Origin of the sequence: Aestuariivirga sp. (assembly GCF_020252405.1) — a bacterium.
In the GTDB taxonomy this organism is placed as follows: domain Bacteria; phylum Pseudomonadota; class Alphaproteobacteria; order Rhizobiales; family Aestuariivirgaceae; genus Aestuariivirga.
In genome coordinates this window covers 45,903-62,487 of sequence record NZ_JADCDA010000016.1, presented here as the reverse complement: position 1 = coordinate 62,487, position 16,585 = coordinate 45,903, and the positions used below count along the sequence as shown (strand labels likewise).

Genomic DNA, 16,585 nt, shown 5'->3' with positions numbered 1-16,585 from the left:
GCCGGAATCCAGCTTTCTTTCAACGCGTGCTGACGCAAAGCGGGATTCCGGCCTTCGCCGGAATGACGGCATAAGAGGAGCATAAACGGTATTCTGATTTCAGTTGAACGCCCGATGCTTTAGGGATCGCGCATGAGCAAGCCCGATGCCCGTTTGCACGCCTATCGCCCCGATCTCGCTGACGTGGCCCTTGCCGGCCAGGTTGAGGCCACGCGTTTCGTCGAGCCGCGCCTGACGCAGGTCATCGAGCCCGTCATCAGCCTGCACAAGGCGCCGCGATTCGATGCGATGCAGCTCACCCAGGCGCTGTTCGGCGAGGAGGTGAAGCTGTTCCACGAGGAGGAGGGGTGGGCCTGGGTGCAGCTCGTGAAGGATGGCTATGTCGGCTATGTGAATGGCAACGCGCTGTCGCCCCATGTGCTGGCGCCCTCGCATCGTGTCGCCGTGCCGTCGACCTTCATGTATCCGGAGGCCGATCTGAAGACGCTGCCCGCAATTCCGCTCAGCCTCAATGCGCAGGTTACCGTGATGACGGAGGCCGGCGCCTATTCGCAGCTTTCCAACCGCCGCTTTGTCTTCACCGCGCATCTGAAGCGCATCGATGATGTCGAGGCGGATTTCGTCGCGGTCGCCGCGATGTTCCGCCATGTGCCCTATCATTGGGGCGGCAAGTCGGCGCAGGGTCTCGACTGTTCCGGCCTCGTGCAGCTGTCACTCGAGGCGTGCGGGCTTCGTGCATTGCGCGACAGCGACATGCAGGAGCGGACGCTGGGCGGCAATTTGCCGGTCGATGGCCTCGACAGCCTCAGGCGCGGCGACCTCGTGTTCTGGAATGGCCATGTGGGCATCATGATGGACGGGACGATCCTGCTGCACGCCAATGGCCATCACATGATGGTGGTGGCGGAGCCGCTCAGGGACGCGGCCCATAGGATTGCGGCACGCTATGGTCAGCTGACAGGTGTGAGGCGCCTGCCCGGATATGCCGGCTTTTGAATCTGGAGCATCCTTCGCTTCGCATGTGTTTCCATGTGCCCGCCCGATGCTCCGGGGGTCAATATCCCCGCGCCCGGTCAACGAGATTTTCCAGCTTCGCGCCACGCTGGTGCCGCCGGATATTCGCCGCCACATAGGCGCAGATCGTTTCCGGGTCGCTGTCTGCGGCGCAGTGAGGCGTAACCGTCACCCTGGGATGCGTCCACAGCGGGCTGTCGGGCGGCAGCGGCTCCGGCATGAAGACGTCCAGCGTCGCGGCATGGAGTTCGCCTGCATCGAGGGCGGCGAGAATGTCATCCGCCACCTGCTGGCGGCCACGGCCGGCGTTGATGACGACCGGCGCGCCGAAGGGCCCCTTGCGCGACAGCTTGCGGATGGCGGCGCGGTTGATGATGCCATCGGTGTCCGGTGTTGCCGGCAGCAGCGAGACGAGAATGTCGGTGCGCGCGAGGAAAGCATCGAACTCCGCGTCACCCGCAAAGCTCCCGATTCCCGGGATTTCCTTGCGGCTGCGGCTCCAGCCGGCCACGCGGAAGCCGATGTCGCGCAGCCTGACGGCGGAATCGGCCCCCATCACGCCCATCCCCATGATGCCGACACTCAGGTCCTTCGCGGCATGCGTGGGGAAGGAGTCCCAGATCCTGTTTCGCTGGTTCGCGTCGATGCGGCGCTGCTGGCGGTGGTGCATCAGCACATGCAGCACGATGTATTCCGTCATGCGGCCGGTCAGGTCCGGATCGTTGACGCGGATGATCGGGATGTTGGCGGGCAGCGTCGGGTCGCCGAGGATGGCATCCGCACCGGCGCCGAGCGACATGATGACCCTGAGGTTCGGCAGGCTCTTCAACACGCCGGGCGGCGGCAGCCAGGCGGCGCAATATTCGATGTCGCCGACATTGCCCATCTGGCCGGGCCAGACGCGCACATCGAGGTCGGGGGCAACCTTCCTCATGGCGGCGGTCCACACGTCCACGGGCCATGTCGGCAAAACGAAGAGGAACGCCATTATTGATTTACGACGCCTTCAGGCGCGGCCTTGAGGTTGAGGGCAGCCGCGATCAGCGCCTTTGTATAGTCGGTCTTCGGGTTTGAGAAGACCTCGGCCGTCGGACCGCTCTCCACCGTGACACCGTTGCGCATCACGATCACCTCGTTGGCCAGCGCCCGCACCACCTTCAGGTCATGGCTGATGAACAGATAGGCGAGCTTGTGCTTCTGTTGCAGTTCGCGCAGCAGATCGACGATCTGCGCCTGCACCGACATGTCGAGCGCGGAGGTCGGTTCGTCGAGCATGATGAACTTCGGCTCGAGAGCCAGCGCGCGTGCGATGGCGATGCGCTGGCGCTGACCTCCGGAGAATTCATGCGGGTAGCGGTCCATGGTGGCGGGGTCGAGGCCCACCTCGGTCAGGGCGCGCGCCACGATCCCGCGGCGTGCGTCATAGCCGAGGCTGCGGCCCTGAACCGTGAGGCCTTCCTCGACGATCTGCTGGATCGAAAGCCGCGGCGACAGCGAGCCGAAGGGGTCCTGGAAGACGATCTGCATGTCCTTGCGGAGCGGGCGCATCGCCGCCGTGTTGTAGCTGTCGATGTTGCGCCCCAGATAGACGATGGGTCCCTCGGAGCGGATCAGGCGAAGGAGCGCCAGGCCCAGCGTGGTCTTGCCCGAGCCGGACTCGCCCACCACGCCCAGCGTCTGGCCGCTGCGCACGACGGCGTCGATGCCGTCGACGGCCTTGATGTGGCCCACCGTCTTGCGGAAGAACCCGCGCTTGATGGGAAACCACACTTTCAGGCCCCTTGTCTCCAGCACCTTCGGCGCGGACGGGTCGCCAGGCGGCGGCGCGCCCTTGGGCTCCGCCGTCAGCAGCATCTTCGTGTAGGCGTGCTGCGGATTGCCGAAGACCTGTTTTGTCTCGCCGCTCTCCACCGCCTTGCCGCGCTGCATGACCACGACATTGCCGGCCATGTTGCGCACAATGCCAAGGTCATGGGTGATCAGCAGCAGCGCCATGCCGAGCTCGGCCTGCAGCTCCTTCAGCAGCTTCAGGATCTGCGCCTGCACCGTCACGTCCAGCGCCGTCGTCGGTTCGTCGGCGATCAGCAGGTCCGGGCTGTTGGCAAGCGCCATGGCGATCATCACGCGCTGGCGCTGGCCGCCCGAGAGCTGGTGCGGGTAATCGAGAAGCCGCGTTCCGGGATCGCGGATGCCCACCTTGCCGAGCAGGTCGACAATGCGGGCGCGCGCCGCATCGCCCTTGATGTTCTGATGCACCTCGAGGATTTCGCCGATCTGCCGCTCCACCGTATGCAGCGGGTTGAGCGAGGTCATCGGCTCCTGGAACACCATGGTGATGCTGTTGCCGCGCACCCGCCGCAAGTTGTTGTCATTGGCGTTCAGCAGTTCCTCGCCCTTGAACCTTATGGACCCTGAAGGGTGCGAGGCGGCAGGATAGGGCAGCAGCTTGAGGACCGAGAGGGCGGTGACCGACTTGCCGGAACCCGACTCGCCCACCAGCGCCAGCGTCTCGCCCCTGGCGATGTCGAAGGACAGCCTGTCGACGGCCAGCGCGGTCCGCCCGCCTTGCGCGAAGGCGACCGAGAGATCCTTCACCTCGAGCAATTTGCCGCTCATGCGAAGGTCTTCCGCGGGTCGAGCGCGTCACGCACCCCCTCGCCGATGAAGACGAGGAGCGAGAGCATGAGGGAGATGATGAAGAAGCCGGTGATGCCGAGCCACGGCGCCTGGAGGTTCTCCTTGCCCTGCCTGATCAATTCGCCGAGCGATGGCGAACCGGGCGGCAGGCCGAAACCGAGGAAGTCGAGCGACGACAGCACCGTCACGGAACCCGCCATGATGAAAGGCATGAAGGTGATGGTGGACACCACCGCATTGGGCAGCAGGTGCTTGAACATGATCCTCGAATCCGAAAGCCCCAGGGCGCGGGCGGCGCGCACATATTCGAAGTTGCGCGCGCGCAGGAACTCGGCGCGGACGAGGCCGACGATTGTCGTCCACGAAAACAGGACCTGGATGAACAGCAGGATCCAGAAGGTTGGCGTGATGAAGGCCGCGAGAATGATGAGCAGATAGAGTGCTGGCATCGCGGTCCAGATCTCGATGAAGCGCTGAAAGAGGAGGTCCGTCCAGCCGCCGAAATAGCCCTGCACCGAGCCCGCCGCCATGCCGACAAGCGACGAGATCAGCGTGAGGATCAGGCCGAAGGCCACCGAGACGCGGAAGCCATAGATCAGCCGCGCCACCACGTCGCGGCCCTGGTCGTCGGTGCCGAGCCAGTTCATGTTGCCGAAAATGCAGTTGGGGTCGTTCACGCCCAGGGGATATTTGGCGCAGGCCTGTTCGGGGGTAAGCCGGAAGGCCGGCGGCGAGGGCGCGGGCATCGGCAGCTGGTAATTCACGCTGCTGTAGGAATAACGGATTGGCGGCCAGATCATCCAGCCATTGGCGGCGACTTCGTCCTGGATGAAGGGGTCGCGGAAGTCGGTGTTGGGGAACGTTCCGCCGAATGCCGTCTCGGGATAATCGACGAAGGTCGGATAAAACCATTCGCCCTTGTAGGAGACGAGGATCGGCCGGTCATTGGCGATGAAGGGGGCGAAGACCGAGATCAGGAACAGGACGAGGAACAGCCAGAACGACCAGTAGCCGCGGCGGCTCTGCCGGAACAGCTGCCAGCGGCGCTTGTTGAGGGGGCTGACGCGGATCGCCATGGCTCAGAGGTCCCGCCTTTCGAAATCGATGCGCGGATCGATCCAGGTGTAGGTCAGGTCCGAGACCAGCTGGACGACGAGGCCGGACAGCGTGAAGATGTAGAGGCTGGCGAAGACGATCGGATAGTCGCGGTTCACCGTTGCCGTGAAGAACAGATAGCCCAGCCCGTCCAGCGAGAAGATCGTCTCGATAAGCAGCGAACTCGCGAAAAAGGCGCCGATGAAGGCGCCGGGGAAACCCGCGATCACCAGCAGCATGGCGTTGCGGAACACGTGGCCATAGAGAATCCGGCTCTCGGTCAGCCCCTTGGCGCGCGCCGTCGTCACATATTGCTTCCTGATCTCGTCAAGGAATGAATTCTTGGTCAGCATCGTCATGGTGGCGAAGCTGCCGATGGCCATGGCGAAGAGCGGCAGCGCGAGGTGCCAGGCATAGTCGCCCATCTTGCCGAGGAAGCTCAGCTGGTCGAAATTGTCGGACGTCAGCCCGCGCAGGGGGAACCAGCTGAAGTAGCTGCCGCCGGCGAAGACCACGATCAGCATGATGGCGAAGATGAAGCTGGGGATGGCGTAGCCGATGATGATCACGCCGGAAGTCCACACGTCGAAGGTGGAGCCGTCCTTCACCGCCTTGCGGATGCCGAGCGGAATCGACACGAGATACTGAACCAGCGTCAGCCACAGACCGAGCGAGACCGAGACCGGCATCTTCTCCACGATCAGGCCGATCACCGAACGGTCGCGGAAATAGCTCTGGCCGAAATTGAAGGTCAGATAGTCCCTCATCATCAGCAGGAAGCGCTCGGGTGCTGGCTTGTCGAAGCCGAACTGCTTTTCGAGGCTCTTGATGAATTCGGGGTCCAGCCCCTGGGCGCCGCGGTATTTGATGCTCACCGCGTCGGTGCCCGGCGTCATCTGCGCCTGGTTGCCGCCCGCCTCGTTCCCGGTGTTGCCGCTGATGCGCCCGGTCGCATCCGTATCGTTGCCCTGCATTCTGGCGATCACCTGCTCCACGGGCCCGCCCGGCACGAACTGGATGATCGCGAAGGTCAGCAGCATGATGCCCAGGAGCGTGGGGATCATCAGCAGAATGCGTTTGAGGATGTAGGCGCCCATGGAGCGGGATCAGTTTCGGTTGGCGATTCGCTTGGCCTTGGTCTCGTCATACCACCAGGTGTCGAGGAAGCCACGGTCGTATTTGGGCTTGGTTCCGGGCCTGCCGAACCTGTCCCAGTAGGCCACCCGATAGGTGCCCTTGTACCAGTTGGGCACCCAGAACCGCTCCGCCCGCAGCACCCGGTCCAGCGCCTGGCCCGCGGTGTTGAGCTCGTCCCGGGACGGGGCCTCCACCACCTTGTCGAGCAGATCATCGATCGCCGGCGAGGCGACGCCGGAAAGATTGTAGGAGCCTGGCGCCTTGGCCGAGTCCGAACCGAAGAACACGCGCAGCTCGTCGCCCGGTGTCGGGCTGGTCGTGAAGCGGCTGCCCACCACGTCATAGTCGAAGTCTTTCAGGCGCTTCTGGTATTGCGCGTCATCCACCGTGCGGATCGTGGCGTTGACGCCAATAAGCCTCAGGTTCCTCACATAGGGGCCGAGCACGCGCTCGAACACCGGGCTCTCGATGAGGAATTCGACGTCGAGCGTCTGCCCGGATGCGTTGCGCCGCAGGGTGCCGGCGGTCTTCCAGCCGGCCTCGTCGAGCAACGCGGAGGCCTTGCGCAACATGGCCCGGTCCTGGCCGGAGCCGTTGGAGACGGGGGCCAGCACAGCGGGGCCGAACACCTCCGGCCGCAGCGAGGCCTTCAGCGGGTCGAGCAGCGCCAGTTCTCCGGGCTTTGGCTCACCCTCGGCCTGCAGCGGCGAACGCTGGAAGAAACTCTGCGTGCGGTCATAGAGGCCGAAGAACAGGTTCTTGTTGGTCCACCCGAAATCGAAGGCGAGGTTGATCGCCTCGCGCACGCGGATGTCCTGGAACTGCGGCCGGCGCAAGTTGAAGAACCATCCTTGAGCGCCCGACGGAGTCTCGTCGGGCATCTCCATCTTGAGGACGCGCGCGTCCTTCACCGCCGCGAAGTCATAGCCCGTCGCCCAGTCCTTGGAGGTGAATTCCTCCCGCAGGTCGATGGCGCCGGCCTTCAGCGCCTCAAAGCCCGCAATCCTCTCGCGGAAATAATCGTAGCGGATCTCGTCAAAGTTATAGCGGCCCTTGTTCACGGCCAAGTCCTTGGCCCAGTAATCGTCCCGCCGGCCGTAGGTGACATATTCGCCGGGCTTGAAGGACTTGATCGCATAGGGGCCGGAGCCGAGCGGCGGTTCAAGCGTGGACTTCGCGAAATCCACCCTGGCGTAATAGGCCTTGGACAGAATCGGAAGCCCGGCGACGGTGAGCGGCAAGTCGCGCGTGCGCCCGCCCTTGAAGCGGTAACGCACGGTGTGCGGGTCGATGACGTCGCAAGCCTCGACATCGCGGATGGTGATGCGGATGCGCTCGTGTCCTTCAGTCGAAATCAGGCGGAACGTGTCGCACACATCCTCGGCGGTGAGCGCCGAGCCATCGGAGAATTTCGCCTCCGCGCGCAAGGTGAAGGTGACGCTCTTGCGGTCAGCCGCAATGTCCGCATCCCTGGCGACCAGACCATACATCGCGTCGGGCTCGTCCATCGCCCGCGCCATGAGGCTGTCGGTCAGCAATTCGAGCCCCTGCGCCGCATCGCCCTTCAGGATATAGGCGTTGAAGCTGTCGAAAGTGTCCATCGCCGCGGTGCCGATGGTGGCGATGCTGCCGCCCTTCGGCGCGTCCGGGTTCACGTAATCGAAATGCGTGAAGTCTTCCGGATATTTGAGATCGCCGAAAGTGGACAGGCCATGGCGCGGCTCTGCCGCAGCCGAAGCAGCGCCGAGGCACAGCGCGATGGCCGCCGCAGCGAAGAGCTTCACGTGGCGGCCGCCTTCCTGGCCCTCTCCTCGTCCCACCACCAGGTGGTGGGGAACCCGGTCGAGAGCAGGGGCAATTGCTCCGGCCTGCCGAAGCGGTCCCAGCGGGCGGTCCGGGTATAGGGAATGAACCACATGGGCACGACGTAGTGGTTCCACATCAGCACGCGGTCAAGCGCCCGGCAGGCCGCGACCAGGCTGTCGCGGTCCTGCGCCAGCACCAGCTGCTCGATAATCGCATCCACCGCCGGGTTGGCGATGCCGATGTAATTCCGGCTGCCGTCGCGCCTGGCGGCTTCGCTGCCCCAGAATTCGCGCTGTTCATTGCCGGGCGAAAGCGACTGCGGCCAACTGCCGACCATGATGTCGTAGTCGAAGGTCTGGGTGCGCCGTTCATGTTGCGCGCTGTCGACGGTCTTGATGGCGACGCCGATGCCGAGCAGTTCGAGCTGCTGCTGATAGGGAAGCGCCACGCGCTCGAAGGCGGGCGAGTTGAGCAGAAACTCGATGGTCAGCCGCTCGCCCGTGTCATTCTTCAGCACGTTCTTGCCGCCATCCTGAACCGTCCGCCAGCCGGCATCGGAAAGAAGCTTCGCCGCCTGGCGCAGGTTCTTGCGCCTGTTCTGCGGCGTGTCATTCAGCGGATTCATGTATTGCGCGGTGAAGACCTCCGCCGGCAGCTTGTCCTTCAGCGGGTTGAGCAGGGCGAGTTCCGCCCCGGAGGGAGTGTCCCTGGCCTCCATCTCGGAATTGTTGAAATAGCTGCGCGAGCGCGTGTACTGGCCATAGAACAGGTTCTGGTTCGCCCATTCGAAGTCGAAGGCAAGGTTCAGCGCCTGGCGCACGCGCACGTCCTGGAATTTGGGACGGCGAATGTTCATCGCCCAGCCCTGCATGCCGTTCACCTGCCTGAGCGCGATCTCCTCCTTCACGATGCGGCCGGACGTGACGGCCGGAACGTTATAGCCGGTCGCCCAGTCCTTGGCGGAGGTTTCGACCCGCCAGTCATACTGGTCGCCCTTGAAGGCCTCGAAAGCCACGTTGGCATCACGGAAATAGATGTATTCGATGGCGTCAAAGTTATTCTGACCGGCATTCACGGCAAGGTCCTTGCCCCAGTAATCCGGCACGCGCTTCATGCGGATCGAGATGCCGAGCTTCACCTCGTCGGCCACATAGGCGCCGGATCCGAGGGGAGCCTCGAAGCTCGTCTCCTGGATGTTGCGTTGCTTGCCCTGTGCGTCCTTGCCCGTCCACCACGCCCGTGACAGCACGGGAAGCTGCCCGGTGATCAGCGGCAACTCGCGATTTCCCTTCTCGGTGAAGGTGAAGGTCACCTCATGCTCGCCCGTCTGCTCGGCCCCGGCGACGTTCCTGTAGTAGGAATTATACTGTGGATGGGCTTCGCGCAGCGCCTGCATTGACCAGATCACGTCCTCGGGCGTCATCGGCGCGCCATCGTGGAAGCGCGCCTCGGGGCGCAGCCGGTAGACCACCATCGAGCGGTCTTCCGGGTGCCACACGCCGCTGGCGGCCAGGCCATATTCGGTCGAGGGCTCGTCAAGGGAAGACGTGAACAGCGTGTCGTTCAGCACGGCGGGACCCGTCGCGCCCTTGTAGGTATAGGGGTTGAGGTTGTCGAAGGAGCCGACAAGGCCGTAGCGCACCCGCCCGCCCTTCGGCGCTGCCGGGTTCGCGTAACCGAAATGCTTGAAGTCCGGCGGATATTTGATGTCGCTGAACAGGGTGATCGCATGGCGGAAGTCGCGGTCCTCCGCATGGGCCAGCTGGATGCCCACCAGTTTCGCGGCGGGCGCCAGCGCGGCGAGCTTCAACAGGGTGCGGCGGCTGATCGTCATGAGGCGAAAACTCCAGGCGGCGTCATGGCGGTCGAGATAAGCAAGCCCAGCCCCAAAAGAAAACACCGGCCTGGCGCTTGCCGGTGTTAAATTTCAGTGAGATTTGCGGCGTTTACGGGGCCGGGAAGGGCACCGGGCTGTCCGAGAGCGTCTGCAGGTAAGCCAGCAGGTTGGCGCGGTCGGCGTCCTTTTTGAGGCCGCCATAAGCCATCTTGGTGCCCTGAATGGCGCCCTTCGGATTGGCGATGAAGGCGTTCAACGCCTCAAAGGTCCAGGGCTTGTCCTTCAGTGCCGCCATGGCGTCCGAATAGGCGAAGCCCTCGTGAATGCCGTGATTGCGGCCGACGATGCCCCACAGATTGGGCCCGACCTTGTTGGGGCCGCCCTTCGAGCCGTCATGGCAGGCCGCACAGGTCTTGAACACGGCCTGGCCCTTGGTGGCATCGGCCGAGGCCAGCATTGTGCCCAGCGATAAGGCGGGGGCCGCGGCTGCGGTGTCGGCCGCGGTTTCGCCGGCCGGGGCCGCTTCCGCGACTTCCACCGCATAGCCCTGCTTTTCCGGCTTGGGCGCGTGATAGATGAACTTGCTCAACTCGTTCAGGCCGAAAACCAGCAGGGCCGTGCCCAGCACCGCGCCCGCGATCTTGTTGAATTCAAAGCTGTCCATGAAGGCGGAAACCCCTTGAGCCGTCGTCGCGCGCGGAAACTAGTTGTTTCTCCGCCCCGCCGCAATAGTGTAAGGGGGGTTTGCACCAATTTGCCGCGCCTGCCTCTAAGCACATGATAGACAACCGAAATACCATCGTCCTGATCCCCGCCCGGATGGCCTCCACAAGGCTCCCCGGAAAGCCCCTGGCCGACATCAACGGGCTTCCCATGATCGTCCAGTGCTGGAAGCGCGCGGTGGAGGCGAACATCGGCCAGGTGCTGGTCGCGGCCGCCGAGGTGGAGATCGCCGACGTCGTCCGCGCCCAGGGCGGCGATGCGATCGTCACCGATCCGGCGCTGCCGTCAGGCTCGGACCGCATCGCCCAGGCCCTGGCGCTGCGTGACCCGCAGCGCCGCTTCGCATATGTGGTGAACCTTCAGGGCGACCTGCCGGCGATCGATTCCCTGTCGGTCCGGCGCTGCCTTGCCGGCCTCACCAACGAGCCCGCCGACATTTCCACCATCGCCGCGAAGATCGAGCGCGGCGAGGATGTGGCCAACCCCAACATCGTCAAGGCCATCGCACCCTTGAGCGACGGGCGCGAAGTGGCGTTCGCGCGCGATTTTCTGCGCCAGGTGGGGCCGGAGCATCAGGCCCCCTTCTGGCACCACATTGGCGTCTATGCCTATAAGCGCGCCGTGCTGGAGCGTTTCGTGTCGCTCCCCGTCAGCGCGCGCGAGGCGGAGCGCAAGCTCGAACAGATGCGCGCCATGGACAATGGCATGCGCATCGTGGTGGTGCGGGTTGACACGGTGCCGGTCGGCGTCGATACGCCAGCCGAACTCGAAACCGCCCGCCGCATGCTGAGGAAAGCCTGATGCCCCTGAAAATCGCCTACCAGGGCGAAGCCGGAGCCAATTCGCACATCGCCTGCATCGAAGCCTATCCGGCCTGCGAGCCGATGCCCTGCGGCACCTTCGAGGACGCCTTCCAGGCGGTGGCCGACGGCGAGGCCGCGCTCGCCATGATCCCCATCGACAATTCGGTGGCGGGCCGCGTTGCCGACATCCACCACCTGCTGCCGCGGTCGAACCTCTACATCATCGGCGAGCACTTCCTGCCCGTGCACCACCAGCTCATGGTGGCGCCGGGCGCCGATCGTTCGAAGATCAGGGTGGTGCGCAGCCACGTCCATGCGCTGGGTCAGTGCCGCGAGGCGATCCGCGAACTTGGCCTCAAGCCCGTCGCCGCCGCCGACACCGCGGGCGCGGCGCGCGAGCTTTCGGAATCGCGCGATCCCACCCAGGCGGCAATCGCCTCGAGGCTCGCCGCCGAGATCTACGGCCTCGAGGTGATCCGCGAAAACATCGAGGACGAGAGCCACAACACCACGCGCTTCGTCGTGCTGTCGGCCACGCCGCAGGACGCCGAGCCCGAGGACGCGCCGGTGATCACCACCTTCGTATTCCGTGTACGGAACGTTCCGGCCGCGCTCTACAAGGCCATGGGCGGCTTCGCGACGAACGGCGTCAACATGACCAAGCTCGAATCCTACCAGATCGAGGGCCAGTTCTCGGCCACCCAGTTCTATGCCGACATCGAAGGCCATCCCTCCGGGCGCAACGTGCGCCTCGCGATGGAGGAGCTCGAGTTCTTCACCAGCTATCTGCGCGTTCTCGGCATCTACAGGGCCTCGCCGCACCGGGAAGAAATCGCCAGGCGCTTCGAGAAAGCGTGAGCCGCGCGTCCTTCCGCCGCTGCCGCCCGGCGCGGAACGGACTCAGGCCTCCAGCGCCACCCGCACCAGCTCATGCGCGATCGCATAGGGGTTCGCGGCATAGAGCCCGTCCGGATGCGTGCGGTCCATCATCATGCGCGCCTCGCCGGCCGGGAACCAGCGCGCATCCTCGAGCTCGTTCCTGTCCAGCGTGATCTCGGCCGAGACGGCATCGCCGATCAGCCCGATCATCAGGTTAGACAGGAAGGGCCAGGGCTGGCTCGTCACGTAGCGCACGTCGCCCACGCGCACGCCGGACTCCTCGAAGACTTCGCGCCGCGCCGCATCCTCGACGGTCTCGCCCGGCTCCACGAAACCTGCGAGGGCGGAATACATGCCGCGCTTCCAGGACGACTGCCGTCCAAGCAGGATGCTCCCGCGATGCCGCACCGCCATGATCGCCACCGGATCGGTGCGCGGGAAGTGGTCCATCCCGCAGGAGGGGCAATGGCGGCGGTAACCCGCATCGGCGATTTCCAGCCTTGCCGCGCAGTTGGAGCAATAAGTCCGCCGCGCGTGCCACTGCAGCAGCGAGCGCGCCTGGGCCAGCATGCCGAGCTGCTCCGGCGGCAGCGCCTCCTCCATCGCAAGGCTCCTGAGGTCGCGCATGCCCTCGGAGCTCGCCACCTGGGCGGCAAACCACGGCGCGCCCTCCGCATCGAGGCCGAGGAACGCCGCGGCGTCGATTGCCGCGTCATTGCCGGTCACCAGATAACCGTTGCGCAGCAACGCGCCATCGCCAGCAATGCGGATCAGCTTTGCATCGGCCCGCTTGCGCTGCGCCGCCACCCACGTGGCATTGGGGCGGTCATTGGCGCGGCGGTCGAGCGTGTTCAGCACATAGGCAAGCGGCATGGGCGAGGTCCAGCGGAAAAGGGCACCCGGTTTTGGCCCGGATGCCCGAACTCCGCAAGCGCTTGGGGGGGGGCTTAGCTGTTCGCGGCCTTGGGCTGCGCGGCCTCGCGCTCCTTCAGCATGCCATCGACCACGACGACGGTGCGTTCGAGGTCGCCGATCGCATCTTCAAGCTCCACGCGCTGCTTGCGCAGCGCCTCAAGGCGTTCGCGCATCTTGGTGGAGGCGATGCGCAGCTGCGTCAGCTGCCCGTCGCGCAGATTATAGAGATCGAGCATCTCCTTGATCTCTTCCAGCGCGAAGCCGACCTTCTTGCCGCGCAGGATGAGCTGCAGGCGGGCGCGGTCGCGATAGCTGAAGAGGCGCGTCCAGCCGCGGCGGGCCGGATGCAGCAGGCCCTTCTGCTCGTAGAAGCGCAGGGTGCGGGGCGTCACGTCGAATTCACGGCACAGTTCAGTAATCGAATAGGTGCGGTCACGTTTTGACCGCTCGGTGGCTTCAGTCACGCTCATGATTTGTCTCACTCCGGTGTGTCGAGTCGCGGGAACCGCTCACCATCATATAAGCCTGGACGAGTGGAATGTGTATCCCCCAGCGTCAATTTTCATGTCCAAGCTGTGGATTGGGTTAAGTCTGGCTCTCTGGCCCTGTGCCGACCTTGTGCCGACCATGAAAAATCGTAAAAAAGAACAACTGCTTAACCGAATATTTACCAAACTCGTCAAGTCTCGGGAGGAGAATTTCCGCGCCGTTTTCGGGGTCATCTTGTGGTTGTCCCTTTCCAGCGCATACAACTGAAAGACGAGGTCCAATGAAACCAGGCAACCCCTGGAGTGTCAAGGGCATCGAACCCGGGGCCCGGGAGGCAGCGAAAACCGCTGCCCGCAAGGCTGGATTAAGCCTCGGGGAATGGTTAAACTGCGTGATCTTTGACCAGAGCGCGCATAGTGTTGATAAAAAGGCTGATTCTCATTCATGGGAAAACTCCGTGTCATCTCCGCCGCCTCCTGAGCCGCCCCGGCCCGACTTCATCCCGCGCCAGCCTGCCCCCCGGGCCGACCGCCGGGACGACAATGCTCTGCGCCTGCAGGACATCGCCCAGCAGCTCGCCGATCTCGCTAACCGCGAGCGTCAGACGGCGCCTCCGCCTCCGCCCGAGCGCAACCGTGCTGCCGAGCGTGAGGAATTCGAACGGATCGTCGAACGCCTTGACGAGAACGAGCGGCAGACGGTCGAGGCGCTCACCGCCGTCAACGATCGCCTGACGCTGCTTGCCCGGCAGATCACCCAGATCGGCCGGCCCGCCGGTCTCGAACGTCCGGAGGACGTGCCGGGCTATCCCGCCCTCGAAAGCGCCATCCGCTCGGTTGTCGAGCACATCGAGGTCAGCGAGAAGCGCACGCGCGATTCGCTGCGCTCCATGCAGGACCGGCTCGCCGCCGTTGCGGAACAGCGCGGCGTGCCGAGCACAGAGGACGTGCTGCGCGCCGCTCCCGTGCTCTCCGGTCTCGAAAGCCGCCTCGCTGAGATGGTCAACCGCATACAGCGCTCCGATGGCCTGATGACGGAGCGCATCGAGAGCATGCGCTCCACCGCCCAGCAGATGGCTAATCAGGCGCAGGCCTCGGCCGTCACGGCGCTGCGCGGCGAGCTGCGCGAGGTCGAAACGCGCGTGCTGGCCTCGTTCAAGGAAGCCCAGGCCGCCGCCGCCAATGCGCCAACCGTGGTGGCGACCGAGATTGCGAGGGTCCATGGCGACATCGCGGCCCTGTCCCGTCGGCTCGAAGATGTGAAGGCGGCGTCCGCCAGCGACCGGGACATGCAGGCGCTGCGCCAGGCGCTGGAGCAGGTCTCGGCGCGCGTCGCGCAGGAGCCGGATCTGCGCCCGCTCGCCGACATGGACAAACGCCTGGGCGACATCAACCGCCGGCTTGAGCAGGCCGCCGCGGCCAGCCGCGACGAGCCGCAGGTGAGCGCCCTCGAACAGCGCATCGCCGAGCTTGACCACCGCCTGGCCGAAGCCATTCGCCTGCAGGACGACCAGCAGGCGCTGCACCGCCTCGAGGATTCGATTGCCGCCGTCAATGACCGCGTGGTCCAGACGGAGCAGCAGCTGGGCCATCTCGAAACCATGGAGCAGGCGATCCGCCAGCTTTACGATTCGCTTGAGCAGACGCGTGGCTCGGTGGGCGAGGCGGCGGAGGCCGCGGCCAGCCGCGCGCTGGAGCGCTACCAGCCGCCGCAGCCCTTGTTCTCCGGCCCCTCGCCCGAACTGCAAGCGCTGGAGGATGGCCTGCGCGCCATCCGCGAAAGTGCGGCCGCCGCCGACCGCCGCCACCAGGACACATTCGAAGCCGTGCATGGGACGCTGGCCGAGATCGTGGAGAAAATCGCCGAGATCGAGGCATCTCCCCGCGCCGCGCCCGCGCCGGTCGCGGAAGCCCCCCTGGCGGAGGCCGCCGAACCGCCAAGGCCCGAGGCCGCCGACCCGCATGACGCACCGGACCTGCCTGCTCAGGCCGAAGACGTCGGCATGCAGGGGGCGCTCTCCGGCGCCGACGACTTCATCGCCGCCGCCCGGCGCGCGGCCCAGGCCGCCTCCACCAGTCCCTCGGCGCTGCGCGCCGAATATGCCGTGTTCAACAAGCCCGTGGCGGAGCAGCCAGCTTCGAAACGGTCTCTTCTTCAGCGCCTGCGCGCCCGCCTTGCCGACGTCAGGCCCAAGGCCAAGCCCAGGCCATCGGAAGATCCCGGTGCACAGCCGGCGGCCAAGCCCAAGAGCCTCCGCCGCACGCTGATCCTTGCAGGCGCTCTGGTGCTGGCCATCACCGTCCTGTTCACCATGAGCTCGTTCAGCTCCCCGCCGCCGCCCGCCGCGAAGCAATCGGGTGCGATTGAAATGCCGTCGCGCCCGGCTGCGCTGGCTTTGGCGGCCGTAAGCCCCAGGGTTTCAGCTGCTCCGGCGCCTGCCGTTGCCGCCGCCAAGGTTGGTCTCCAGATCACCCCATCTGATCCGATCATCACGGGTTCGCTGTCTTCCGGCGCGGCACAGCCCCTCGCCACCATCCTTGAGCTTCCGCCGCCGGCAGCCGGAACCGAGGCCTTGCGCGCGGCCGCCGCCAATGGCGATGCCCGGGCCCAGTTTATCATCGCCGGCCGTTACCTTAATGGCCAGGGTGTGCGGCAGGATTTCGCCAGGGCGCTTACCTGGTATCAGCGGGCGGCGGACCGCGGCCTCGGCCCGGCGCAGTACCGGCTGGCGACGCTCTATGAACTTGGCAAGGGCGCCGAGGCCAATCCCGCGCAGGCGCTGGCCTGGTATGAGCGCGCCGCACTGGGCGGCAATGTCAAGGCCATGCACAACGCCGCGGTGCTGCTGGCGGGCGGCAAGGTCGGCCCCGCCGCCTATGACCGCGCCTTCTTCTGGTTCGGGGCCGCGGCCGAGCGCGGTTTTGCCGACAGTCAGTATAATCTCGCCATTCTCCTTGAGCGCGGCCTCGGCACGCCACCCAGCCTGGAAGATGCCTTCGTCTGGTACACGCTCTCCGCCAGGCAGGGCGACACGGGCGCCGCCCGGCGCGCCGCCGCCCTGGCGAAGAAACTGCCTGAGGCGGCGCGCATCTCCGCCGCCGCGCGCGTTGCGGCCTGGGCGCCCACGCCGTCGGATGACGGGGCCAATGTGGTCACCGTGGCCGATCCGGGCTGGAACGATGCAAAGCCGGGCAGCGCGGTGAGGTCGTCCTCGTAAGCCTTGTCTCGGGCGCTTCACCGCGCCAAAAGG

At 65.4% G+C, this 16,585-nt stretch carries 13 protein-coding genes; 4 read left to right on the top strand and 9 right to left on the bottom strand.

The window, feature by feature from the left end; genetic code table 11:
* Positions 1 to 132 precede the first annotated feature (132 nt).
* A complete protein-coding gene (locus IOC69_RS03760; RefSeq protein ID WP_290542194.1) occupies positions 133 to 996 on the top strand; it encodes an NlpC/P60 family protein in 864 nt (287 codons plus the stop codon).
* Positions 997 to 1,054: 58 nt separating this feature from the next.
* Here IOC69_RS03760 and IOC69_RS03755 read toward each other — a convergent pair whose 3' ends face one another.
* From IOC69_RS03755 to IOC69_RS03725, 7 genes are all read right to left on the bottom strand, one after another.
* Entirely contained in the window at positions 1,055 to 1,948 is an 894-nt protein-coding gene (locus IOC69_RS03755; protein ID WP_290542193.1) for a glyoxylate/hydroxypyruvate reductase A, read from the bottom strand.
* A gap of 53 nt (positions 1,949 to 2,001) precedes the next feature.
* A complete protein-coding gene (locus tag IOC69_RS03750; RefSeq protein ID WP_290542192.1) occupies positions 2,002 to 3,630 on the bottom strand; it encodes an ABC transporter ATP-binding protein in 1,629 nt (542 codons plus the stop codon).
* A complete protein-coding gene (locus tag IOC69_RS03745) occupies positions 3,627 to 4,727 on the bottom strand; it encodes an ABC transporter permease (protein ID WP_290542191.1) in 1,101 nt (366 codons plus the stop codon). The genes IOC69_RS03750 and IOC69_RS03745 overlap by 4 nt, the downstream gene beginning before the upstream one ends.
* A gap of 3 nt (positions 4,728 to 4,730) precedes the next feature.
* Positions 4,731 to 5,843, bottom strand: a complete 1,113-nt coding sequence (locus tag IOC69_RS03740; protein ID WP_290542190.1) for a microcin C ABC transporter permease YejB — start codon at positions 5,841 to 5,843, stop codon at positions 4,731 to 4,733.
* Positions 5,844 to 5,852: 9 nt separating this feature from the next.
* Positions 5,853 to 7,667 carry an extracellular solute-binding protein gene (locus tag IOC69_RS03735; RefSeq protein WP_290542189.1) on the bottom strand — a complete coding sequence of 605 codons (1,815 nt, stop codon included), beginning with the start codon at positions 7,665 to 7,667 and terminating at the stop codon, positions 5,853 to 5,855.
* Positions 7,664 to 9,523 (bottom strand): extracellular solute-binding protein, encoded by a 1,860-nt coding sequence (locus IOC69_RS03730; protein WP_290542188.1) that lies wholly within the window; start codon positions 9,521 to 9,523, stop codon positions 7,664 to 7,666. Before IOC69_RS03730 ends, IOC69_RS03735 begins: the two co-directional genes overlap by 4 nt.
* Positions 9,524 to 9,635: 112 nt before the next feature.
* Positions 9,636 to 10,190: a cytochrome c family protein gene (locus tag IOC69_RS03725; protein ID WP_290542187.1), complete on the bottom strand. Its 555-nt coding sequence runs from the start codon at positions 10,188 to 10,190 to the stop codon at positions 9,636 to 9,638.
* 113 nt (positions 10,191 to 10,303) lie between these two features.
* Here IOC69_RS03725 and IOC69_RS03720 point away from each other — a divergent pair, with 113 nt between their 5' ends.
* Both IOC69_RS03720 and IOC69_RS03715 read left to right on the top strand, forming a co-directional pair.
* Positions 10,304 to 11,050 carry a 3-deoxy-manno-octulosonate cytidylyltransferase gene (locus tag IOC69_RS03720; RefSeq protein WP_290542186.1) on the top strand — a complete coding sequence of 249 codons (747 nt, stop codon included), beginning with the start codon at positions 10,304 to 10,306 and terminating at the stop codon, positions 11,048 to 11,050.
* Positions 11,050 to 11,910, top strand: coding sequence for a prephenate dehydratase (locus tag IOC69_RS03715; protein ID WP_290542185.1), 861 nt, complete (start codon positions 11,050 to 11,052; stop codon positions 11,908 to 11,910). Before IOC69_RS03720 ends, IOC69_RS03715 begins: the two co-directional genes overlap by 1 nt.
* 42 nt (positions 11,911 to 11,952) lie before the next feature.
* On the opposite strand, the gene nudC is transcribed toward IOC69_RS03715, so the two are convergent.
* Positions 11,953 to 12,804, bottom strand: coding sequence for an NAD(+) diphosphatase (gene nudC, locus IOC69_RS03710; protein ID WP_290542184.1), 852 nt, complete (start codon positions 12,802 to 12,804; stop codon positions 11,953 to 11,955).
* 74 nt (positions 12,805 to 12,878) lie between these two features.
* A complete protein-coding gene (locus IOC69_RS03705; RefSeq protein ID WP_290542183.1) occupies positions 12,879 to 13,316 on the bottom strand; it encodes a MerR family DNA-binding transcriptional regulator in 438 nt (145 codons plus the stop codon).
* A 476-nt stretch (positions 13,317 to 13,792) separates the two neighbouring features.
* Between IOC69_RS03705 and IOC69_RS03700 the strand changes: the two genes are divergently transcribed.
* Positions 13,793 to 16,552 carry a hypothetical protein gene (locus IOC69_RS03700; protein WP_290542182.1) on the top strand — a complete coding sequence of 920 codons (2,760 nt, stop codon included), beginning with the start codon at positions 13,793 to 13,795 and terminating at the stop codon, positions 16,550 to 16,552.
* Positions 16,553 to 16,585: the final 33 nt, after the last annotated feature.